Annotated in this window: 25 protein-coding genes; 6 read left to right on the top strand and 19 right to left on the bottom strand. The window is 59.0% G+C overall.

What is annotated here, in order from left to right; all coding sequences use genetic code 11:
* Positions 1 to 16 precede the first annotated feature (16 nt).
* The 3 genes from QP990_RS06765 to QP990_RS06760 all read right to left on the bottom strand — a co-directional run bounded on the left by QP990_RS06765 (position 17) and on the right by QP990_RS06760 (position 3,139).
* Positions 17 to 1,780 (bottom strand): FtsX-like permease family protein, encoded by a 1,764-nt coding sequence (locus tag QP990_RS06765; RefSeq protein WP_248099617.1) that lies wholly within the window; start codon positions 1,778 to 1,780, stop codon positions 17 to 19.
* Complete coding sequence (locus tag QP990_RS12340; protein ID WP_349839670.1) at positions 1,777 to 2,349, bottom strand: ABC transporter ATP-binding protein; 573 nt, start codon at positions 2,347 to 2,349, stop codon at positions 1,777 to 1,779. Before QP990_RS12340 ends, QP990_RS06765 begins: the two co-directional genes overlap by 4 nt.
* Positions 2,350 to 2,551: 202 nt before the next feature.
* Positions 2,552 to 3,139: a YdcF family protein gene (locus QP990_RS06760; protein WP_284798760.1), complete on the bottom strand. Its 588-nt coding sequence runs from the start codon at positions 3,137 to 3,139 to the stop codon at positions 2,552 to 2,554.
* A gap of 54 nt (positions 3,140 to 3,193) precedes the next feature.
* Here QP990_RS06760 and QP990_RS06755 point away from each other — a divergent pair, with 54 nt between their 5' ends.
* A complete protein-coding gene (locus QP990_RS06755; protein ID WP_284798759.1) occupies positions 3,194 to 5,227 on the top strand; it encodes a TPM domain-containing protein in 2,034 nt (677 codons plus the stop codon).
* A gap of 60 nt (positions 5,228 to 5,287) precedes the next feature.
* On the opposite strand, the gene QP990_RS06750 is transcribed toward QP990_RS06755, so the two are convergent.
* The 3 genes from QP990_RS06750 to QP990_RS06740 are packed head-to-tail and all read right to left on the bottom strand — an operon-like array spanning position 5,288 to position 7,625.
* Positions 5,288 to 5,734, bottom strand: coding sequence for a hypothetical protein (locus tag QP990_RS06750; RefSeq protein ID WP_200288794.1), 447 nt, complete (start codon positions 5,732 to 5,734; stop codon positions 5,288 to 5,290).
* The gene (locus QP990_RS06745) at positions 5,734 to 6,243 is read right to left on the bottom strand and encodes a hypothetical protein (protein WP_239207874.1); all 510 of its coding nucleotides are present in this window, start codon (positions 6,241 to 6,243) and stop codon (positions 5,734 to 5,736) included. The genes QP990_RS06750 and QP990_RS06745 overlap by 1 nt, the downstream gene beginning before the upstream one ends.
* A 2-nt stretch (positions 6,244 to 6,245) precedes the next feature.
* Positions 6,246 to 7,625 (bottom strand): glycine--tRNA ligase, encoded by a 1,380-nt coding sequence (locus QP990_RS06740; protein WP_200288792.1) that lies wholly within the window; start codon positions 7,623 to 7,625, stop codon positions 6,246 to 6,248.
* 183 nt (positions 7,626 to 7,808) lie between these two features.
* Here QP990_RS06740 and QP990_RS06735 point away from each other — a divergent pair, with 183 nt between their 5' ends.
* Both QP990_RS06735 and QP990_RS06730 read left to right on the top strand, forming a co-directional pair.
* Positions 7,809 to 8,099 carry a helix-turn-helix transcriptional regulator gene (locus QP990_RS06735; RefSeq protein ID WP_200288791.1) on the top strand — a complete coding sequence of 97 codons (291 nt, stop codon included), beginning with the start codon at positions 7,809 to 7,811 and terminating at the stop codon, positions 8,097 to 8,099.
* Between the two features lie 70 nt (positions 8,100 to 8,169).
* Positions 8,170 to 8,589, top strand: a complete 420-nt coding sequence (locus QP990_RS06730) for a Fur family transcriptional regulator (RefSeq protein ID WP_284798758.1) — start codon at positions 8,170 to 8,172, stop codon at positions 8,587 to 8,589.
* 110 nt (positions 8,590 to 8,699) lie between these two features.
* On the opposite strand, the gene QP990_RS06725 is transcribed toward QP990_RS06730, so the two are convergent.
* Entirely contained in the window at positions 8,700 to 9,362 is a 663-nt protein-coding gene (locus QP990_RS06725; RefSeq protein ID WP_239205126.1) for a CPBP family intramembrane glutamic endopeptidase, read from the bottom strand.
* A gap of 138 nt (positions 9,363 to 9,500) precedes the next feature.
* Between QP990_RS06725 and QP990_RS06720 the strand changes: the two genes are divergently transcribed.
* A complete protein-coding gene (locus tag QP990_RS06720) occupies positions 9,501 to 9,950 on the top strand; it encodes a hypothetical protein (protein ID WP_284798757.1) in 450 nt (149 codons plus the stop codon).
* A 3-nt stretch (positions 9,951 to 9,953) separates the two neighbouring features.
* Positions 9,954 to 10,148, top strand: coding sequence for a helix-turn-helix transcriptional regulator (locus QP990_RS06715; protein ID WP_259825550.1), 195 nt, complete (start codon positions 9,954 to 9,956; stop codon positions 10,146 to 10,148).
* Positions 10,149 to 10,174: 26 nt separating this feature from the next.
* Here QP990_RS06715 and QP990_RS06710 read toward each other — a convergent pair whose 3' ends face one another.
* The 4 genes from QP990_RS06710 to QP990_RS06695 all read right to left on the bottom strand — a co-directional run bounded on the left by QP990_RS06710 (position 10,175) and on the right by QP990_RS06695 (position 13,028).
* Positions 10,175 to 10,930, bottom strand: coding sequence for an isoprenyl transferase (locus QP990_RS06710; RefSeq protein ID WP_200288787.1), 756 nt, complete (start codon positions 10,928 to 10,930; stop codon positions 10,175 to 10,177).
* A 10-nt stretch (positions 10,931 to 10,940) separates the two neighbouring features.
* Positions 10,941 to 11,657: a DNA repair protein RecO gene (gene recO, locus QP990_RS06705; protein WP_284798756.1), complete on the bottom strand. Its 717-nt coding sequence runs from the start codon at positions 11,655 to 11,657 to the stop codon at positions 10,941 to 10,943.
* A 6-nt stretch (positions 11,658 to 11,663) separates the two neighbouring features.
* Complete coding sequence (gene era / locus QP990_RS06700; protein ID WP_284798755.1) at positions 11,664 to 12,701, bottom strand: GTPase Era; 1,038 nt, start codon at positions 12,699 to 12,701, stop codon at positions 11,664 to 11,666.
* Between the two features lie 180 nt (positions 12,702 to 12,881).
* Positions 12,882 to 13,028, bottom strand: a complete 147-nt coding sequence (locus tag QP990_RS06695; RefSeq protein ID WP_234288166.1) for a hypothetical protein — start codon at positions 13,026 to 13,028, stop codon at positions 12,882 to 12,884.
* Between QP990_RS06695 and QP990_RS06690 the strand changes: the two genes are divergently transcribed.
* Positions 13,027 to 13,407: a hypothetical protein gene (locus QP990_RS06690; protein WP_284798754.1), complete on the top strand. Its 381-nt coding sequence runs from the start codon at positions 13,027 to 13,029 to the stop codon at positions 13,405 to 13,407. The genes QP990_RS06695 and QP990_RS06690 overlap by 2 nt on opposite strands.
* An 84-nt stretch (positions 13,408 to 13,491) precedes the next feature.
* On the opposite strand, the gene QP990_RS06685 is transcribed toward QP990_RS06690, so the two are convergent.
* The 8 genes from QP990_RS06685 to hemW all read right to left on the bottom strand — a co-directional run bounded on the left by QP990_RS06685 (position 13,492) and on the right by hemW (position 21,533).
* Positions 13,492 to 14,508, bottom strand: a complete 1,017-nt coding sequence (locus QP990_RS06685; RefSeq protein WP_200288784.1) for a formamidase — start codon at positions 14,506 to 14,508, stop codon at positions 13,492 to 13,494.
* Positions 14,509 to 14,784: 276 nt separating this feature from the next.
* Positions 14,785 to 15,633, bottom strand: a complete 849-nt coding sequence (gene pdxY / locus QP990_RS06680) for a pyridoxal kinase PdxY (protein WP_200288783.1) — start codon at positions 15,631 to 15,633, stop codon at positions 14,785 to 14,787.
* A 51-nt stretch (positions 15,634 to 15,684) separates the two neighbouring features.
* The gene (gene ybeY, locus QP990_RS06675; protein ID WP_200288782.1) at positions 15,685 to 16,302 is read right to left on the bottom strand and encodes an rRNA maturation RNase YbeY; all 618 of its coding nucleotides are present in this window, start codon (positions 16,300 to 16,302) and stop codon (positions 15,685 to 15,687) included.
* Positions 16,299 to 17,279: a PhoH family protein gene (locus tag QP990_RS06670; RefSeq protein WP_200288781.1), complete on the bottom strand. Its 981-nt coding sequence runs from the start codon at positions 17,277 to 17,279 to the stop codon at positions 16,299 to 16,301. Before QP990_RS06670 ends, ybeY begins: the two co-directional genes overlap by 4 nt.
* A 23-nt stretch (positions 17,280 to 17,302) precedes the next feature.
* Complete coding sequence (locus QP990_RS06665; RefSeq protein WP_284798753.1) at positions 17,303 to 18,064, bottom strand: 16S rRNA (uracil(1498)-N(3))-methyltransferase; 762 nt, start codon at positions 18,062 to 18,064, stop codon at positions 17,303 to 17,305.
* A complete protein-coding gene (gene dnaJ / locus QP990_RS06660) occupies positions 18,064 to 19,215 on the bottom strand; it encodes a molecular chaperone DnaJ (RefSeq protein WP_200288779.1) in 1,152 nt (383 codons plus the stop codon). The genes QP990_RS06665 and dnaJ overlap by 1 nt, the downstream gene beginning before the upstream one ends.
* 69 nt (positions 19,216 to 19,284) lie before the next feature.
* Positions 19,285 to 20,334, bottom strand: coding sequence for a heat-inducible transcriptional repressor HrcA (gene hrcA / locus QP990_RS06655; RefSeq protein ID WP_200288778.1), 1,050 nt, complete (start codon positions 20,332 to 20,334; stop codon positions 19,285 to 19,287).
* 59 nt (positions 20,335 to 20,393) lie between these two features.
* Positions 20,394 to 21,533: a radical SAM family heme chaperone HemW gene (gene hemW / locus QP990_RS06650; protein ID WP_200288777.1), complete on the bottom strand. Its 1,140-nt coding sequence runs from the start codon at positions 21,531 to 21,533 to the stop codon at positions 20,394 to 20,396.
* Positions 21,534 to 21,658: the final 125 nt, after the last annotated feature.

Raw genomic sequence — 21,658 nt, 5'->3', positions numbered from 1 at the left:
TGAGCAACGTGGCCGCCTAGTTTTTAGCAGGCCGCGGGCCTTTCACAAAGTTGCTGCCCACCGCTGCCAGGCCCACAACCACCACCAAGAAAAGTATGAGTCCAAATGGGACATCCGGAAAGTGCAATACAAGTTTATGCGCTATATAAGAGTCCATATACGTGCTCAGTAGAGCAGCTGCTCCTAGCGACAAAGCCAACGCAAAAGCCGAAGGCAAACAATTGGCCAATTTCCTGTTTCTGTGCGCTTCTGCAACTGAGACGCCTTGTTCCCAAATGGTTTTAGTGAAGCGGATAAGCCGACCTTGTTGTGCTAAGGCCAGTCCGAAGATGAGAACTGCTCCCCCAACAATCACGTAGGCAAACAACGGAATAAATTCGCTTGTACCGGTACCGTTTGGACCGTAAAGCAACGTTGAAGGTAGGTTTTCTGCCCATTGCTGAGCGCCTACAACCTCCATCGCTTGGCTGTCGCTCAATTCCACTTGCTTCGAAAAAATGGCTACAGCATAACCTTCGTCTTGCCTTTCGCCCGTTCCCCAAGAAGGATCTGCTTCAGAATTAAAGGTTTTATCCCATGGCCGCATCCACGTTTGGTCAAACGGCGATCGGGGTTCCGTCTCAACTACCTCTCGGTCATTAACCAAGGAACTTACTGTTCCGTCCCGATCTTCTACCAGCGCAAAGACAGCGCCTTCTTCCATGGTGGAAGGTTGGAGCTCTTCCGAGTCTTGGTCAGCAGGCACCCAGCTAAGAACTCCTAGGCAATCTGCGGCGTGATCCTGACAAATGTTTTGGGCAGTGGATGTGCTGATAGTTTGTTCATCCTGCGGCGACCCTACATACACGTTCTTCACATTGTCAGCTAATTCTTCCCTTGCTGAGTAGAGTGCCGAATCATTCGCAATAAAAGGAATGATGGGAAACAAGATAAAAATACAAGAGACCCGCAATATGGTGGTGGCGATAAAAGATCGCGCATATCGGACTCCCAAAATCGGAGGATTCCATCCCCCAAACTTGAGGGAGAGGTATTCGGCGGAATATAAGACAACCGCGTAGACAAATACAGAGGCAGCACTCACCAAGAAGGGCACGCAGTAGACGAAAATAAACGGCCACCTACTAGATGGATCCGCTTGGGGCATCGCCACAAATCCCACTAGCAATACAACACAGGCTGCTATCCCCAGCGGATATCGAAGGAGTTCTGCAGCCCGCGGATTCCTTGGAGTTGGATCTATGCGAGTTGGGCCTTGGCTCAAATCCTCCAAAACTCTCGTTTCCTGTTGGAAAGGAACGAAGCTCAGACAAACGATAGCGCACCATGAGATCACAGCGACGAGTAGTGGTGAAGGGAGTCCTTGAGGGAGATCAATGCCAAAACCCGAATACAGAACCAAGAAGATTGGCTTCATCAGCACTGGAACCAGAACTGCGCTAACTATTGAAAAGAAAAAATAAACCGTAAGTAGCTCAAGGAATAGCACTCGGCGAATTCGTTTTAATGTTAACCCAAATAAACGAAGCGCCTCATAGTGGTGGCGCCTCCCCTCCACCACATGCCTAAAGCAGTATTTGAGCGCCAGAGCAAAGGGAATGATCGATATGAAAGCCGAATACATCAGCCCCATTGACATAGATTCGGCTACCTTGTCCGCCGCTACTGTGGAGACTAACAGACAGACAAAGAAGAAGAGCACAAACGAGGTAGCTAGTAACGGGATACTCTCCACAAAAGTGCTCTTACGGATCCTCGCTTCCACAGCGCGAAAATTCATTGGTTTACCCCGATTTCCAAAACCTGATCACAAAACTGCGCTAAACGATCATCGTGGGAAACTACCAAGGCGATTGCGTGGTTTCTTACTGTGTAATTATGCAGATATCGCAACACTGAATATGTGTTGTCCTCATCCAAGGCACTCGTCGGTTCGTCTGCGAAAACGAGTTGGGGCTTTTTGGACATTGCCGTTGCTATGGCCGCGCGTTGGCGTTGTCCCCCTGAAAGCTCGTGCGGTAGAGAGGCTCCGTATTCACTCATATTGAGTTGAGCTAGCAAAGAGCTATTAGCGTCCGAGTCCGCAGTGGCTCCGCTTAGCCCTTGTGCGAAGGAAAGGTTTTCGTCGATTGTCAAACAGGGCACTACGCCGGAATCTTGAAACACTATTCCCATCGATTTAGCTCGAAGCCTATCTCTATTTCGAGCAGAAGAGCTCCATAAGTCATGTCCGAAAATACTGACGGTTCCTGATGTTGGCTTCTGGAGTCCAGAGATAACGCGAAGCAGCGTGGATTTGCCGGACCCAGAGGCGCCTCGAATCCAAGTGAGGGTGCCTGGCTCATGCACAGAGTCGATAGAGAATAGCGGGCTACTTTTCCTGCTTAGCTTTACAGACAGGTTCTCCAGTTTTAACACGCTTTCCTCCTGAGGCTTCGTAGCATTTCAGCGCTGGCCGACATGGCTCGGTGTTACTTCCTGATTTAACGGAAAAGAACCCCTTTTTCCCTAAAAATGTATCGGCAGCTTAAAAAATATCATGCGATGCTTCTTATCGCCGGGGAAAAGAATCCCTATCTTCCTGCTCAATCGTCTGATGCCGCAGCTTTTGATTCGGGCGCAGGAGCTGCTCCACGCGGTAGAACCCATTGCGCAGTGCGGCGGCACCGCGCGGGGGCAAAAGTCCTGCTACCAGCGCGTAGGCCACGCCACCGGTTTCGTGGGCAAGGTAGCGCCACCAGGGTTTGGAAAAGCGCGCGGCCGGGTAATACGGCGTGCCGGATACGGTGGCTTTTAGTCCTTCCTGGCGGGCGATGAGTGCGGTGCGCGGGCGGTGGAGGGGATCGGTGATGATGGTGGCGTCGGAAAGCGCGAAGGCTTCCTTGGCCGCTTTCAGGGAGCTGCGGGTATCTAGCCCCTGCTCCACCGCGTGGACGGTCAGGTGTGGGTAGTGCTCGCGCAGAAAGGTGCGGCCGACGCCGGCCTCAGTAAACCTATCGCCGGGTAGCTTGCCGCCCACGGTAATAACTTCCAGGCCCTCGGCGGTGGCTAGCTCGCCGGCATGGCGCAGGCGTCCGGCAAGGATGCGGGAGGGCCGGCCGTCATATTGGGCAGTGCCTAAAACAATTACGTACTTCACTGCCCCATTACACTACCCGCCGAAGAGCTAAGTGGAGCCGGTAAAGTGGTGGGCATGAATTTGAGTGCACGTTTGGGCCGCGCGGCCGTCGCCGCTTTCATTTTGGGCTGCACCTCCATCGGTGCGGGGTCTGCCTTTGCCGCTGAAACCACCACCGTGGCGCAGGGCACCGGTACGACCACCCTTAAGGAGAAGGTTACCGATGACGCGGGCGTTTTAAGCACCCAAGAAAAGGCCGAGCTGAGAGAAAAGATTGGCCAGCTACAAAAGGATGAGCACCGGGTCCTCTTTGTCTACATCACCAATAAGCTAGATGCGGATCCGGAAAGCTTTGCTGCCCAAGTGGTCAAGGACAAGGGGGAAAACTCTGCGGTGTATGTCCTGTCCGTCGATGACCGCAAAATGGGCGTGCAGACCGGCAAAGCTTGGCCCAAAGGCCGGCTCGACCAGATGTATGACGCTGCCTATGACAAGCTGGCCAGCGATGAATACGGTGCTTCCGCCCTCGCGCTTGCCGACGCCGCCCTGGGCAACCCTAGTGCCTCCAGCTCTTCTGGCTCCTCCGATTCTTCCGGCCTAGCGTGGCTGGGCGGTGGCGCGGCCGCCATTGTCGCCGCCGGTGGCGGAATCATGTACTACTCCCGCCGCAATACTAAGAAGAATAAGGCGCAAACGCTCGAGTCGGCCCGCGAAATCGCCCCGGGCGATACCGGTCAGCTCAACCGTTTGTCACTTGAGACCTTGGACCAGTTGGCGCAGGAAGAGTTGGTCTCTACCGATGAGTCCATTCGCCGCGGCAAGGAGGAGCTCAATATCGCGCTTTCGGAGTTTGGTCCAGAGCGCGTGCGCCCGTTTACCAAGGCGATGAACCACTCTACTTCTACCCTGCAAAAGGCTTTCCACCTACGCCAACGCCTAGATGATGCCGTTCCGGAGTCCCCGGCCGAACGACGCCAGATGCTCGTGGACATCGTCTCTTCCTGTGGTCAGGCCGACGATGCCCTGGATGCCCAGGCCGCTGAATTTGCCCAGATGCGCGACCTACTTATCCACTCCGCTGAGAAACTGGACGAGCTCACCCAGCGCACCGTGGGCCTGCGCGCCCGCCTGCCGGAGGCCGAATCCACGTTGGCTCGGTTGAAGGGCAACTATGACGAGCACGTTTTGTCCTCCATTGCCGATAACCCGGAGCTTGCCGCCGCTTCGCTTGATGAGGCAGAAAAACTGCTAGAAAAGGCCCGCGGGGTCCAGGCCCAGCCGGCCGGTCAGCAGGGCCCGCTGGTGGGGCTCATCCGCGATAGTGAACATGCCTGCGCGATGACGGATCGCCTAATTTCCGGCGTGGAAAACGCGGAGGAGAATATCGCCACCGCCCGCGCTAACCTCGAGTCCCTCATTGCCGAAGTCGAAGGCGAAATCGACGAAGCCCGCGAGCTCGAGCGCCAAGGCAAGGCGCAGGGAACCACGGCGGATTGGAACGCGCTCGAGGAACTGCTCGGTCGCGCTGGCTCCGCAGTCACTGAGGCCAAGGCCCAAGGCCAGCAGGATCCATTGGGCCAGCACACCGCACTTACTTCTATTGACACGCAGCTGGATGAGGCGCTTGACCGCGTGCGGGAAAAGACCTCCACCCACGCGCGCCAACTTGATCTCTTCCGCCAGCAGATTTCCGTGGCGGAATCTAATATCCAGGCTGCGGAGGACCTCATTTCCTCCCGCGGGCGCATCATCGGCTCGGGCGCACGCACCGCGCTTGCCGACGCCAAACGTCTCCACGCCCAAGCCCTCCACACCGAGCGCAGCGATATCCGCGCCGCCCTGCAGTCTTCCCGCGAAGCGGTGGCCGCGGCCCAGGCGGCGCTGCAGCGCGCCAAGGATGACATTGACGAGCACCGTCGCCGCCAGCAGCGGCAGCAGATGGGCAACGCGGCCGGCAATATCGTCACCGGTATGGTCCTGGGCCAAATGCTCGGCGGCGGCCGCGGCTTTGGTGGCGGTTTCGGAGGCGGCGGCTTTGGTGGAGGCAGCTTTGGCGGCGGAGACCTCGGCGGCGGCGACGGAGGCGGCTTCCGCGGCGGCTCCTTCTAGCCGAGCAAAGGCCGCCCCGTCTCACTCTCCGTGGGCGGCGCCTTCGTTGATTGCGCCGGACTAGGTGCGCAGGGTGCGCGGGGTGGCGTCGAGAAGCGCACAGGCGTAGCTCAAGAATATGGCGTCGAGCTCCGGCAGCTCACCCACGCTCACCTGCAGTCCGTTTCCCGCCGGGGCGGTGCTGGCAACCTCGGCGCCCGAGCGGCGAGCTACGATGCGGCGCTCGCGGCGGAAAGGGTTGCGGCGTTCTAGCAGGTACTCGCGCTCCCCGCAGGCCGCACGCAGGCGGGTGATGGTAATCCCGGCCTGGGAGACCGAGAAATCCTCGCCCGCGCCCGCCGCGGTCTGCGCGCGCAAGAAGAAGCGCGGGGAGGAGTAATCCAGCGAAGATTCCAAGGTTAGGCGCTCGCCGGCCGCGGTGGCGAGCACACCGTCGCACACGGAAGCCAGTTGCTCCCCCGCGGCACTGCTGAGCGCACCCTCGCCCCAAGTCCACTGCACAGTCATTAGAAGATGAAAAGCGCGAGGATGGCAACGATGGAAGCGAGGACCAAGGTGATGATCCACGCCCAAGCCTTGCCTTGGGTATTGGCATCAAGGATGACGCGGGTAAACCAGCTCAAACCGGCAATTTCGGCGGTGGTGAGTCCTTCGGCTTCGTGCTCGAATTCGAGGATGGACTTGCGCACCCCAGAGTTGCGGGAGGAGAACTGGCCTACCTTGTCATCATCGACATCATCGATGATCCAGTCGCCGCTGTTTTCATTGATGAAGTGAAAAGTGCGGCCGTTGAGCGATGCCTCTAGGCGCTTATCGCGGCCGAGGCGGCCGGCGAGGCGGTAGATGGAGCCGTCGGCAAGCGTGGCAGAGGCGCCAAGGTCACTGACCTCGGTGCGCCAGAAGTGGCCGTCGACCTCCGCGGAATGCTCCGAGAATACGCCCAGCTGCTCCGGGCCGTCTTCGGCCAAGAGCACGGGTTTTGCGCGGTCAGAGCGATCCCAGCTGGTGTAATGCATCCCTAGCACCCAATCAGGCGGGAGGCGAGGTAAGCCTCGAGGTCATCGAGCTTCACGCGCTCCTGCTCCATGGTGTCGCGCTCGCGCACGGTCACGGCATCGTCTTCGAGGGTGTCGAAGTCGAAGGTGACGCAGAACGGGGTGCCAATCTCATCCTGGCGACGGTAGCGGCGGCCGATGGCACCGGAGACGTCAAAGTCCACGTTCCAATAAGCGCGCAGCTTATCGGCCAACTTGCGGGCAGGCTCAGAGAGCTCTTCCTTCTTGGAAAGCGGAAGCACGGCTACCTTGATGGGGGCCAGGCGGCGGTCCAGGCGCAGGACCACGCGCTTATCGGTACCACCCTTGGCGTTGGGAGCTTCTTCCTCGTCGTAGGCATCAACCAGGAAGGCCATCATGGAACGGCCCAATCCGGCGGCCGGCTCGATGACGTACGGGATCCAGCGCTCGTCATTGGCCTGGTCATAGTAGGACAGGTCCTCGCCCGAGCCCTTGGCGTGTACGGACAGGTCATAGTCGGTGCGGTTAGCCACGCCTTCCAGCTCGCCCCACTTGGAGCCCTTGAAGCCAAAGGCGTACTCCACGTCCACGGTGCGCTTGGAGTAGTGGGAGAGCTTTTCCTTCGGGTGCTCGTAAAGGCGCAGGTTTTCTTCCTTGATGCCCAGGTCCACGTACCAGTTATAGCGGTCATCGATCCAGTACTGGTGCCACTCTTCGTCCTCGCCTGGCTTAACGAAGAACTCCATCTCCATCTGCTCGAACTCGCGGGTGCGGAAGATGAAGTTACCTGGGGTAATTTCATTGCGGAAGGACTTGCCAATATTCGCAATGCCAAACGGCGGCTTCATGCGCGAGGAGGTCATCACGTTCTTGAAGTTAACGAAGATGCCCTGTGCGGTCTCCGGACGCAGGTAGTGCAGGCCCTGCTCATCATCGACTGGGCCAAGGAAGGTCTTGAGCAGGCCGGAGAAAGCCTTCGGTTCGGTCCAGTCACCCGGCTGGCCGGTTTCCGGGTCATTGATATCTGCCAGGCCGTTTTCTGGCTCGTGGCCGTGCTTTTCCTCGTAGGCCTCAATGAGGTGGTCGGCACGGTAGCGCTTACCGGTGTGGCGGGATTCCACCAGCGGGTCGGAGAATACTTCAACGTGACCGGAAGATACCCAGACCTGGCGTGGCTGGATGACGGAGGTATCGACACCCACGACGTCTGCGCGGGACTGGACCATGTGGCGCCACCACTGACGCTTGATGTTTTCCTTGAGCTCTACACCAAGAGGGCCGTAGTCCCACGCGGAGCGGGAACCGCCGTAAATTTCACCTGCCTGGTAGACCAAGCCGCGGCGCTTACACAGGTTTACAACGGTATCGATGACGGATGCCATAAGTTTTCGGACTCCTCTGGTAGGGGACAGTCTTGACAATCTCGTTCAGTCTAACCCTAAGCGCTTGCCGGCGGTGGATTAGGGCATGAATTTAATTTGAAATACATACGAGTTATTGAACACATCGGGTAATATAAGGGTGCCCGACAGGTAATAGGTATTTAATTGAAAGTGACATTCCCTATGACGACCACTGATACGGCGATTAATAGTTCTGCGGCCGCCGGCGTGATCGCTGCCCTCGATTCGCCCCTACGCATCGCCATCATCTCCCGCCTGGCCGAACGCGATCACTTTGTACACGAGATCGTCAAAGCCACCGGCAAGTCTCAGCCGCTCATTAGCCAGCACCTGCGCGTTCTCAAGCAAGCGGGCATTGTTGACTCCGAGCGCAGCGGGCGCGAGGTGACCTACTCACTCATTGCGCCGCAGGTATTGGACTTGCTTGCCGACGCCGCCAGGATCGCCTCCTAGCCCTCCCCTCCTTGCATATAAAGCCGCCTGACTATGCAGTTGTTGAAAAAGAATTGATAATATAAAGGTCATGGCTTTACACGACAGTATTCCCAAACTAGGAGCGCGCAATACCAAGCAGCGCACCGCAGTCGTCGAGGTGCTGCGGGATATGGAGAAATTCGCCTCCGCCAAGGAGATCTATCACGAACTTCAGGAGCGGGAGGAAAAGGTGGGTCTGACAACCGTGTACCGCACCCTGCAGTCCCTAACCGATATCGATGCAGTGGACGCGCTCCACATGCCCAATGGCGAAACCCTCTACCGCCATTGCGAGACTGACGCCCATCACCACCACTTGGTGTGCACCAAGTGTGGCCGCACCGAGGAAATCGACGGCGGCCCCATTGAAAAGTGGGCGACCTCCGTGGCCAAGGAGTACGGCTTCGAGCTCACCGGCCACGATGCCGAGGTATTTGGCATCTGCAGCAACTGCGCTGCTTCCGTCTAAGCATCCCCACTCCGCCTAGCGAAGCCGCTCCTCCCCTAGCCCCAGTCTCCACTCCGGAGCCTGGGGTTTTCTTGCGCGGCCCGACTGTGGCAGCGCCTTCCACGCCAAGACTATAGCGCCGAGACCGCAATCAACTGCACGACCACATTATTGACCAAGTGCACAATAAAGCCTGCGCGCAGCGAATTGTGGAAGCGGGTCACTAGCGCGCACCCCATCCCCAGAAAAGTCGCATACACAATGACCGGCGGCGCAATATGGGCGACACCAAACAACAACGAGCTGAGGATCACGCTGGCAAAGGCTGGGACGCTGCGATCTAGATACCCCATCAGCAAGCGGCGAAACACAATCTCTTCCGCCAGCGGCGCCAGCAAGAGATAGCACGCCAAAGACACGACGACCATAACACCGCGCCCATCAGCTGCAGATGTATTGTCCGAGGGCGATATCCCCAACAGTGGCCCCACAATCGCGGCTGCGACCCCCGCCGCCAGAATCACAAGGGGCACCTGCCACAGCAAGTGCCAACCACGCCTACCCAAAGGCAGAAAGCCCAGGCCAATCCCCCGATGCTTGAGGTAGTACACCAACGCAGCCGTCGGCACCGCCACCGAAAGAGCAAGCGCAGCGGGCATAATCGTGCCCAGTCCGCCCGCAGCCAAGCCAGACTTCATCATGACAAAAACTGTCACTACCAATAAAACATCCATGGCACTGATGGCCACGATTCCGATAAGTGCGTCTTTTAGTCTGATGTCGTCTTCTGCCATGCCTCCACCCTAAAAGGCTGCCACTCATCCTTAAGAACGAATCTCACCCAAGAAGTAAACCACCCTTTACAGTAAAGGACGCTTCACATAAGATGAGTGTCAAGCACGCTTTACAACCACTTATTTCAGGAGGCCTCCTTGCAGACCACCCGCTTTGGCCGCCCCAAGTTTGGTGGCACCCAAACCAAACTCCTCACACTATCCGTTGCGGCTGGCGCGGGCCTCGCTGCAGCCGCCGGCGCCATCGTGGCCGCATTCGTACACGATGATTCGCCGCTACTAGCGTTTGCCGTGTACGCACTGTGCCTATTTCTTGTTGCTACGGCGGCTAGCTGGGGATTCATGGTGGATCGGTCCACCATCCGCGGAGCAACACCCGATCCGGAAAACTCCATCGAATCCCATTGGTATTCGCAGGCCTCCGAAAACACCTTGCACGCCATGCTCCTGGGCATCGGTGGCTTGGGCGTTGTCTCTACTTTTTGGGATTTCCACGTTTCGGGCTCCATGCTCACGCTCATCCTAGGAGTCTTTGTCACCGGAACCTTTGGCATTAGCTACTTTGCCCACAAGCGGGCAGCGAGTTAAACCATGGACAACCGGCTCAAAGAGATTCGCGAGAGCCAAGGTCTCTCGCAGCAAGGATTGGCCACCGAGCTAGGCGTATCGCGCCAAACGATAATCAGCATTGAAAAAGGGCGCTACGATCCTTCGCTCCCCCTCGCATTTCAAATCGCACGCCACTTTTCCTGCCGCATCGAGGATATCTTTATCCCCGAGCTATAAACGCACACCGCTTCGCCGCTTGGCATTTACTTCTTGACGCCACCGAAGCGGCGGTCGCGCCGCGCATATTCCTCGATGGCGGCGAAGAGATCCTCCGGGGTGAAATCTGGGAAGAGCTTATCCTGGTAAATCATCTCCGCATAAGCCGACTGCCACAGCAGGAAATTCGAGGTGCGCTTCTCCCCGGACGGGCGCAGGAAGAGATCCACATCCGGCATGCCCGGATCATAGAGATGCTGCGCTATGGTTTCTTCCTTAATATCGCGCGGGTTGAGCTCGCCGGCTGCAACTTGCTTGGCAATGTCCCGGAAACCATCCACCAGCTCTGCCCTACCGCCGTAGTTCACGCACATGGCCAAGGTCATCTTGGTGTTATCCTTGGTCAGCTCCTGGGCAGCCTCAAGCTCCTTAATAACCGAGCGCCATAGGCGCGGGCGGCGCCCAGCCCACACCACGCGCACACCGCGCTCATTGAGCCACTCACGCTGGCGGCGCAGCACATCGCGGTTAAAGCCCATAAGGAAGCGGACCTCCTCGGGGCTGCGGCGCCAATTCTCCGTAGAGAAGGCATATGCCGAAAGATAAGGAACGCCGGCGGCCAGGCAGGCATCGACGACGTCAAGAAGCACGGCTTCGCCGCGCCTATGCCCCTCGGTGCGCTTCATGCCCTTCTCTTGGGCCCAGCGGCCATTGCCGTCCATAACCAGCGCAATATGGCGCGGCATGAACTCATCCGGGATATTCGGCGGGGTCAAAGTGCGGTTCGGGTCTGGCGTAATCACGGGCTATATTCTACTGCTCCATTACCTGCAATGCGGAAACATTGCGCTCCATGTGCCACTGCAGGTGCGCCCGCGCTAGGCGATGCCCCTCCTGCTTTTGCGCATTCGTGGGATTCGTCGGGTAGTTATGCGCTAAAAGCCACAGGTGATGCAGCGTTTCCGGATCCACCTCGGCTGCACCCGGCGGCCGGCATTCGTGGCACGCCGCCCCGCCGACTGCCGGGTGAAAGGCGTGGTGCGGGCCGGGCCGGTTGCACTGGGCACAGTTGAAAAGGCTCGGCGCCCAACCGGCATGCGCCATCGCCTGCAGCAAGAAGGCATCCAGAGTCATGGTTGGGTCCGCAGTTTGCAGCCGCTCCAAGGTCGCGGTGACGGATTCGTAGAGGTAGGGGTCATGGGCTGCATCGGCAAAAGCCAGGCGCTCGGCTGACTCCAGCACCGCGCAGGCCGCCGTGTAACGCTCATAGTCCTCGATGAGGCGCGCGCCAAAGTAATCCACCGTATCCGCTTGGGAAATGGTGGCTAGGTTCTTGCCCACGTACAGCTGAACATCAAGGTTAACGAAGAGCTGCAGGCGCGAGCCAAAGCGCGACTTGGCACGGCGCACGCCCTTGGCCACCGCGCGCACGAGGCCGTGATCGCGGGTGAGTAGGACAATGACGCGATCGGCCTCACCAAAATCGTAGATGCGGATGACCACTGCGCGGTCACGATAGTTCTCGCGCATAGTGGTTTAAAACCCGAGCCTACCCAGCGACTTCGGGTCGGACTGCCAATTTTTCAGCACCTTAATGCGCAAGTCTAGGTATACGTTCTGGCCCAGCAACTCGATGATTTCTTTGCGGGCATTGCCCACGATGCGGCGGAAGCGCAGGCCATCCTTGCCTTCGATAATGCGCTTTTGTCCAGGCCGCTCCAAATACAAAATGGCGTGGATATCCAGCACGCCCTCCCGGGTGCGCGATGGCAACATCTCATCGACCTGCACCGCCACCGAGTGCGGCAGCTCCGCCTTCAATCCGGATAATGCAGCCTCACGAATGAGTTCCTCGATGCGCTTTTCCTGGCCTTCATCAGTGATGTGATCATCCGGGTAGAACTTCGGGCCTTCTGGCAGGTGATCCACGATGACCTGCACCAGCTCATCAAGCTGTACACCTTCCTTGGAGGAAACAGGGATGACTACCGCATTCGGATCCTCCTGGGTAAGCAGTTCGTGCAGGGCCAAAAGCTGTGCGCCTACCTGGTCTTTGCTGGCCTTATCCAGTTTGGTGACGATGCCGATGATCGGCGTCTTCGGCGCAATGGAGCGCACATTATCCAAGATCCAGCGGTCACCCGGGCCAATCTTTTCATCGGCCGGGATGGTCAGGCCAATGACATCCACATCGGCGTAGGTATCCTTGACTACCTCATTGAGGCGCTCGCCCAACAGGGTGCGCGGGCGGTGCAGGCCCGGCGTATCCACGACGATAACTTGGGCGTCTTCGCGGTGCACCAAGCCACGGATGGTGTGGCGGGTGGTCTCCGGCTGGTCAGCCGTAATCGCAATCTTCTGACCTACCAGGGCATTGGTCAGCGTCGATTTACCGGTATTCGGGCGGCCGACAAAGGACACGAAGCCGGAACGGAATCCTTCGGGGGTGTCGGTGTACTGCGAATAATCAAGCGGGGCGGCCGTATTCTCGGCGCCTTCCGGCACGGCATCATCGGGGTCTTCTGGAAGACCCTCGAATGCCGCATCAAACTGTGCATCAAAATCAGAACTCATTACCCGCAATAATAGCCCACAGAGCCAAAATCTCCGATTAGTTCACGTCCAATTTCTACCAGCGGCACAGAATAGGACTAATCTATGGAGAAACCTCTCTCCCCAGCACAAACCGTGCTGCCTCCCCGAAAGGCTCCTCCATGCCCCGCACCTCTCCTGCGCTCATTTTGAGCGCTGCTCTTACCCTCTTCCTCTCCGCCTGCTCCTCCCCGATTCCGAGCCATCAGCAGAGACGAGCACTACCTCTGCGACGACCTCTTCTTCGTCCGCCACCAGCTCTTCGAGTACGGCCTCTTCTGCTGCTACCAGCAGCGGCGAAGAGAGCATGCCTGAAGAACCTGCAAATAGCGTTGCTGCAGAGCCAGAGACCCAGGCCGAGGCTGCAGCTGCGGAGCCAGAGTTGCTGTATTGCGATGACGGGCTAGGCGCGTTTGGCCATTTTTCCGATGGCTCTTGGCACCCAACTGAGCTCTGCAACACTCCAGAGCTACAAAGAGCTGTTCGGGCTGAAGAAGTCTGCGGTGGTCCAGGCGGACAATATAAGTACCCCGAAGAATGGGCCGAGCTGTGCAATGGAGGCCTTCCGCCTTCAGATTCGCTTAATGACTATGGCGACGTAGATGCCGGATACACACCAGAGTCTGAAGCAGTGTTAGATACGCCAACCGATGCCGATACAGGTGCGGTAGAAGGCGACGAGTATTAGCAGCAAAAAGACCGCACGCTGGACAACACCAAAGCCCTGCGCCCGTCGAAACGGGTGCAGGGCTTGCCGCTAAATTAGTGAAGCTTACTTAAACTCGTCCGGCAGCGGTCCAAGCTGCGGGCCGTCTGGGTAGTACTTCCAGCCGTCCTTGATGCGGACGTCATCGGCCCAAGGGAGCTTGTACTCGCCCTTGGCTAGGTCCTCGACCCAGGTGAGATAGTTTTCGGTCTTGCCGCCGGGGTAGCCAACGTAGCCGCGGTTACCCAGGTTGAAGATGTTGTTTTCAAGGCCCCAGTTGATGCGAGCCTTATCGGCCAATTCTGGGAAGATTTCGGCGGTGACGATTTCACCGGGGTTGCGGTGACCCTCAGAAATCATGTGGCCATCGTAGTTGCAGACGTTGCCCTCACCGAAGTAGTAGAAGGTGTTGTCATAGCCAGCCAGGTTCACCGAAGCAGTGAACATGAGGTTCTGGAAGGCATTGGTCTTATTGGTCATGATCCACTGATCCTGGGTCTGCGTGGAGTAGCCAGAAATGCGGATATAGACATTGGCGCCCTTATAAGCGGCCTCGCGTGCCAGCTCGGGGAACATGCCATCGTGGCAGATATTCACGGCGAGCTTGGAACCCTTGGGACCGTCACATACCGGCATACCCAAATCGCCTGGGTACCACGGTTCGATAGGAGTCCATGGCTGGAGCTTGCGGTAGTGCAGCGCAATTTCGCCATCGGAGTTGATGATGATGGCGGTATTAAATGGCGGCTTTCCTTCCTCATGGTTGGGCTCCATGATGGAGAAGACGCCCCAAACGTCATTTTCCTTACAAGCCTGCTTGAACTGATCTACCTTGGGATCATCGAGACCAATGAGGAATTCATCATAGGACCAAATCTTGGTGTTGAGACCGGAGGAAGAATATTCCGGGAAGACAATGAGATCGAGATCTGGGTAGCCCGCCTTGGTGGAGGCAACCATGCGGCAGATTTCATCCACGCTGGCTTGGACGTCCTCTGGGGTGTTAACCACGGGGACGGGGTACTGAATGAGTGCCATCAAAAGGCCGTCGGGAGAGGCGCTGATGCTTCCGGTACTAGACATGGTGAGCTCCTTCTACTTGATGAGAACGTGACTGCCGCCATATTAATAGGGCATGGTGCGCCATACCACTTTTAAGCAGGCGTGGGTGTCTCATATGAGAGACTCGGAAAGTAATACAAGGAGCAGATAAAGAAAGCCGAGCTGAGGCTGCATCCTCAGCTCGGCCAAATCAAGCTAGACCTAGCGTGGCATTACGCCGCAGTGCTGCGCTAGGCAACCTAACCTCTCACTGGATAGGGTCCGCAACAATGGGCTTTCCGTAGAGATTGCCCAGGCCTAAAGCTCCTCCGCGTGGAACTGCATGCGCGGGTGTGCGAATACATCCTGAGACTGGATGAGCTGAAGCTCAGCAGTCTCGGCCTCATAGGTGTTTTCCAGCAGGTCGTAGACAGAGGAGGCGGTGCGGCGCAAGGACTCCTTAACGTCGCTGGTCTCGGTGTAGTGGCCGGTAAACAAGGCGGCGGTGACATCGCCGGAGCCGTTACGCTTAAACGGCAATAGTGGCGTGGACACTAGGAAGGCGCGGTCGCCGTCAACGGCGAGCATCTCAATCTGGCCCTCTGGAGTTTCGGGACGTTTGACGGAGGTAACCAGAACGGTCTTTGGACCGATTTCCTGCGCCTTCTTCACCGCGGCGAGGGTCTGATCGAGGGTACCGACCTCGGAATCGGTGAGGTAGCCCAGCTCAAATTGGTTGGGGGTGATGATATCGGCAACGGGCACAACGCGGTCACGCAGCAGCGGCGGGATCTCATCGGAGACAAAGCAACCGGACTTAGCATTGCCCATTACAGGATCGCAGGCGTAAAGCGCCTTGGGGTTAGCGGCCTTAATGCGGCGGACGGTTTCCACGATGGCGTCGGCAATGTCGGCGCCGCCCTGGTAGCCAGACAGAATGGCGTCAATCTGTGGGAAGGCACCGCGCTTTTCAATGCCATCGATAATGGAGGTGACATCGCTGGCCGGAATCATCGGCCCGCCCCAGTCACCGTAGCCAGTGTGGTTGGAGAAATTCACCGTGTGGACCGGCCATACTTCATGGCCGGCGCGCTGCAGAGGAAAGACGGCCGCAGAGTTGCCAACGTGGCCGTAGGTGACGTGGGACTGGATGGAAAGGATAGTCATAGGTTTCCATTGTGCTATGCGGCGCACGCGCTCACAAAAGAAAGCGAAAAATTATTCTTCCGGGCGATCTTGTGGTTCTCCCACCGCAGGTATTCCCCCACCGGGAACCTGCTTGTCCAGGTTGGCGCGTTCGGCGGCATCGGGAAAAGCCTTCGGCCCGGAAGGCTTGGGCTGATAAGCCACGCCACGATCGGCCACATCGTCGTACCAATCCGCAAGCAGCTCGTTTTGGCGGCCGAACATTTCCTTTTCCTCGGCCGGAGTGGAGTGGTCATAGCCCAGCAGGTGCAGGCAGCCGTGGACCGTAAGCAGGGCAAGCTCGTGACCTAGGGAGTGCCCAGCGGCATCGGCCTGGCGCAATGCGAATTCGGGGCACAACACAATATCGCCCAACATGGCCGGGCCTGGATCGGCGGCATCCGGGCGGCCGCCACCAGCAATCGCACCGGGGGTGAGCTCATCCATGGGGAAGCTCATGACATCGGTAGGGCCTTCCAGGTCCATCCAGCGCACGTGGAGATCCTCGATGGTCTTCAAATCCACGCAGGTAATTGTGCACTCGGCATCGGGGTTGATGTCCATGGCGCCGAAGGCATAAGAGGCGACGTCAATCAGCATCTCCTCATTGACGCCTTCGAAGCCGGACTCATTGAGAAACTCGATACTCATTCCATTCCCTCGTATTCTGCGGCTTTCTTATTATCAAAGGTCTCATAGGCATTGACAATGCGCCCGACCAGCTGATGGCGCACCACGTCTTTCGCGCCTAGGTCCGCGAAGTGAATATCCTCCACGTTGCGCAGGATGCGGCGCACGATGCGCAGGCCGGAGACCTGGCCATGCGGGAGGTCTACCTGGGAGACGTCGCCGGTGACCACGATCTTGGAGCCAAAGCCCAGGCGGGTGAGGAACATCTTCATCTGCGCGGGCGTGGTGTTTTGGGCTTCGTCAAGGATGACAAACGCATCGTTCAATGTGCGGCCGCGCATATAAGCTAGCGGGGCGACCTCGATGATGCCGGCCTCCATGAGCTTAGGGATCATCTCTGGATCGAGCATGTCCCGCAGGGCGTCGTATAGCGGGCGCAGGTACGGATCAATCTTGTCATTGAGCGTGCCCGGCAAAAAGCCCAGCTTCTCCCCTGCCTCCACAGCCGGGCGGGTGAGAATAATGCGCGAGACCTGCTTGGTTTGCAGAGCCTGCACCGCCTTGGCTACCGCGAGGTAGGTCTTGCCGGAGCCGGCTGGTCCGATACCAAAGACCACCGTATTATCGTCGATGGCCTGCACGTATTCAGACTGGCCCACCGTCTTTGGGCGGACGGCCTTGCCACGGCGCTTGACGATGTCCGCCGCCAGCGCCGCCGAAACCGACTGCGGCGCCTCTACCGCCACCATGTCCATCGTGTGCTTGACCGTATCGGTGGATACGGCGTGGCCACGGCGGGCGATGGCTTCGAGCTCGTCGAGGATCTTCGCGGCGCGGGCCACCTCATAATCGGGACCGGTGATAGTAACGACATTGCCGCGGGCAAAAAGGTCCGCATCCAGGCGGTTATTGAGCACGCGCAAGTTATCGTCCGCGCTACCCAGCACGATGCTGACGTAGGCGGAATCTAGCTCACATTTCTTCGTGATGATAGGCACGTGCTTTAGGCTACCAGCGCCGGCTACCACCGCTGGGTGCGCATGCCGATTGCCGCCAGCGCCACCATTGCCGCGCTGGCTGTGCGCAGCACCTCCGGGCCGAGCTTGATAGGCGTGGCGCCGGCCTCCTTGAGGCGATCGAGCTCGGCGTCACCGATGCCGCCCTCGGGGCCGACGAGCAGAACGACATCGTCTGCGAGCGTGACATCCTTGATGGAGGCGGTGGCTTCTTCATGCAGGACAAGCACGGTGGGTGCAGCCGCCGCATCACCGGCGGCACGGTCGCGGCTGAGTTCTTGGACGAGCTGCGGGGTGGTCAGCGGGCCGCGCACCTGGGGGATGCGGGCGCGGCGGGATTGCTTGGCCGCAGAATCTGCGGCCGCCTGCCACTTGGCCACCGCTTTTGGTGCCTTCTTGCCGTCCCATTTGGCCACGCAGCGGTCTGCCTGCCAGGCGATAATCTCATCGGCGCCGGCTTGGGTGGCCAGATCCACGGCGAGCTCGGCACGCTCGGACTTCGGGATGGCCTGCACCACGGTCACCCGCGGGGTGGGCTCAGGCGTGGTGACGATGGACTCAACCATGCCCTCTAGGGAGTCCTTGCCCGTGGCGGCGGTGATGGTGAGGGTGAGGCGGATACCGGTGCCGTCGATAAGCTCGAGGCGCTCGCCCTCCCCCATGCGCTTGACCGTCACGGCGTGGCGGGCCTCCGGGCCAGAGAGGCTGAAGGCCTCGCCGGTGCGCGCGACGGAAAGGTCCGGGTGGATGAAGACGGGGAGCGACATTAGCGGCGGAACTTATCGCGGATGCGGCTGAAGAAGGATTCCTCTTGACCGTCGCCGGTGGTGCGCACGCGCGCGCCCTCGTCGCGGGAGTTGCGAATCTTCTCCAGGGACTCGCGGGTCTTGCGGTCCAGGTCCTTTGGCACGACGACGTCCACGTGGGCAAAGAGGTTGCCAAAGCCATCGGTGCGCAGGCGCGGCATGCCGGCACCGTCGACCTTGATGGACTCACCCGGCTGGGTGCCCGGTTCGATATCGATCGTGAGCTCTTCGCCATTGAGCTGGTCGATGGTGAAGTTGGTGCCCAAGGCGGCGTCAATCATCGGCACGCGCACGGTGAGGTTCAAATCATCGGCGTTGCGCTGGAAGACGGGGTGCTCCTCCGTGTGGACCTCAACATAGAGGTCACCGGCTGGGCCGCCGCCGTGGCCGACCTCGCCCTGGGACGCCATGCGGATGCGCATGCCGTCGTTGATGCCGGCCGGGATATTAACGGTAATATCGCGACGCTTCTTCACGCGGCCGTCGCCGGCGCAGTGGTTGCATGGATCGGTGATGACCTCGCCAAAGCCCTGGCACTTCGGGCACGGGCGGGTGGTCATCACGTTGCCCAAGAAGCTGCGCTGCATCTCCTGGATTTCGCCCATGCCATTGCAATTATCGCAGGTAACCGGCTTGGACTTGGACTCAGAGCCGGTGCCGCCGCAGGTATCACACAGCACGGCGGTATCCACGGTGACCTTCTTCTTCAAGCCGGTATAGGCCTCTTCCAAGGTAATGCGAGTGCGCAGCAGGGCATCATTGCCCGGTTGGACGCGGGACTTCGGGCCGCGGGAGCCGCCAGCACCGCCGCCAAAGAACTCGGCGAAGATATCGCCCAGGCCGCCGCCACCGAAGCCGCCAAATCCACCCGCACCGGCGCCACCGCCGCCTTGTTCCATGGGGTCGCCGCCCATGTCCACGATCTGGCGCTTTTGCGGATCCAGTAGGACCTCCTGAGCCAGCGCGGCATCGCGGAACTTCTCAGCCGCGGTTTCATCATCCGGGTTTAGATCCGGGTGATACTTGCGGGCCATTTTGCGGTAGGCCTTCTTAATCTCCTGGTCAGTTGCGTTTTTATCAACACCGAGGATGCCGTAATAGTCACGAGCCACTGTAAGAGATATTCCTTCTAATTCGTCTTGTTGGGGTTAACTTGAAAAAATAATGCGCGGCCAGCTAGTTTACTCGCACTGCTCGCCGGCCAAAATTTCGCTCACATACCGTGCAACGGCAGAGACCTTAGAGATTGTTCCCGAGTAATCCATAAAGGTAGGCCCCACCACGCCAAGGCCGCCGAGCGTGGCCACCTCATCGCCGGTGCCGAGACCATAGCCCGTGGCCACAACGGAGGCTTGGCGCAACTGGTCTTCTTCGTTTTCCTCGCCGATGACCACGGAGACGTTGCCTAGATCCGGCACACGGGCAAGCAGCTTGAGGACGACGACCTGTTCTTCCAACGCCTCAATAATCTTGGGTAAACCTTCTGGGAACTCGCGGGCCACGCGCGTCAGGTTGGAGGCACCGGCCATAATCAGCCGGTCGGAGGGCTGCTCCACTAGGGTCTCGATGAGCGTGGTGGCCACCTTGAGCACATGGTGGCGGATATCCAAGGGAGCCTCGTCGACGAGGTGGGCAAGTTCCACGGAGGCGTCGCTAAGCGTCTTGCCTACCAGCGCACTATTGACGATGTCACGCAGGCGGAAGGTCTGATCCTGGTCAATGATTTCATCGAGCTCCACGTTGCGCTGGTCCACGCGGCCGTTATCGGTAATAAGCACCAGCAGCAGGCGCACTGGGGACAGCGCCACAACCTCGCAGTGCTTTACGCGCGAGACCTTAAGGTTGGGCAGCTGGACGACGGCCGCCTGCTTTGTCACCTGCGCCAATAGCTGCACCGAGCGACGCAGCACGTCTTCCAAGTCCACGCCGCCTTCCAAAAAACTGAGCATCGCGCGGCGCTCCGGGGTCGAAAGCGGCTTGACCTCATGGAGGGAGTCGACAAAATGGCGGTAGCCCTGCTGGGTGGGCACGCGGCCGGAGCTGGCGTGCTGTTGGGCGATAAGGCCCTGGGATTCCAGCACGGCCATATCATTGCGGATCGTGGCCGAAGAAACACCTAACTGGTAGCGCTCCAGCAGCGTTTTAGAACCGACCGGTTCTTGGGAGGCAATATAGTCCGCCACGATGGCGCGCAGGACTTCCTTGCGGCGGGCATCGGTTGAGGTAGACACTATGTCGCTCCTATTCGCTTGGCTCTTTCACGTGCTTTCGAGTGTAGACGGGACGAAGATTAGGTTTCTTCAGCGACGAGGAGATCGGTGATGATGCCATCGGCCAGCAAGCGGCCGGGCTTAGTGATGCGTACGCGTTCGCCGGCGCGCTCGAGCAGGCCGCGGCCTATGAAGCGCTCGAGGGCGGGAGTGGCATGGGTATCGATCCAAGCCTCCGGGATACCTTCGCGCAGGCGCAGGCCAAGCATAACCTTTTCCATGTGGCGGTCGGCCTCAGTGAGCGCTTCGGTTTCCTTAATGGGCAGCTCACCGCGGCCAAGGGCGTCGATATAGCGCGAGGGGTGCTTGACGTTAAAGAAACGCTCGTTGCCTAAGTGCGAGTGGGCGCCGGGGCCTGCGCCCCACCAATTGCCATCTACCCAGTAGATGCGGTTGTGCTCGCACTCGCCACCAGGCTTGGACCAATTGGAGACCTCGTACCACTCAAATCCTTCCGCTTCGAGGGTGGAAGAAATCATCTCGTAGCGCCGGGCCAGCACGTCCTCATCAGGGGCGGGCAAGATGCCTTTGTTGACCTTACGAGCCATGCGGGTGCCGTCTTCGACGATGAGCGAGTAAGCGCTGACGTGGTCCACGCCGGTCTCCAGCACGCGGTCTAGTGTTTCGCGCACATTGTCATCCGTTTCGGTGGGCGTGCCATAAATCATGTCCAGGTTGACGTGCTCGAAGCCGGCGGCGCGAGCCTCGCGAGCGGCGGCGAAGGCGCGTCCAGGGGTATGGGCGCGTTCTAGGACTTGGAGAACGCCGGGGGAAGCGGACTGCATGCCGAGGCTGATGCGGGTATAGCCGGCGTCGGCAAGCTGGGCGAAATACTCCGGTGAGGTGGACTCCGGGTTGGATTCGGTGGTGACCTCCGCTCCGGGCGCCAAGCCGAAGGTGGAGCGGACGGTGTTGAGGATCCGGGTCAGCCCCTGCCCGCCCAGCAAAGAAGGCGTGCCGCCGCCAATGAAGACGGTCTCGGCCGGGCGGCCTACGCGCGCGGCCGCCAACTCCAGCTCGCGGTCCAAGGCATCCAGATAAGGCCCGGTGAGATCGCGCGGGCTGCCGAGCTCTCCTGGGGTATAGGTGTTGAAATCGCAATACCCGCAACGAGTGGCACAGAAAGGAACGTGGATATACAGCCCGAAGGGTTCAGTCATGGATAAAACCCTAATAGGGCGGGAACAAAATGGCCGAAAGGGGGGTTAAGCATGTAGTATGTTTGCATCTTCCCAAGTAGAAAGGCACCCTCAGTGGAACCTCCCAGTCGATGTCCCTACCTCCT

It is taken from the genome of Corynebacterium sp. MSK071, from assembly GCF_030232125.1.
GTDB lineage: Bacteria > Actinomycetota > Actinomycetes > Mycobacteriales > Mycobacteriaceae > Corynebacterium > Corynebacterium kefirresidentii.
Note: the sequence above shows the minus strand (reverse complement) of the source record. Positions and strands in the feature narration are given on the sequence as shown.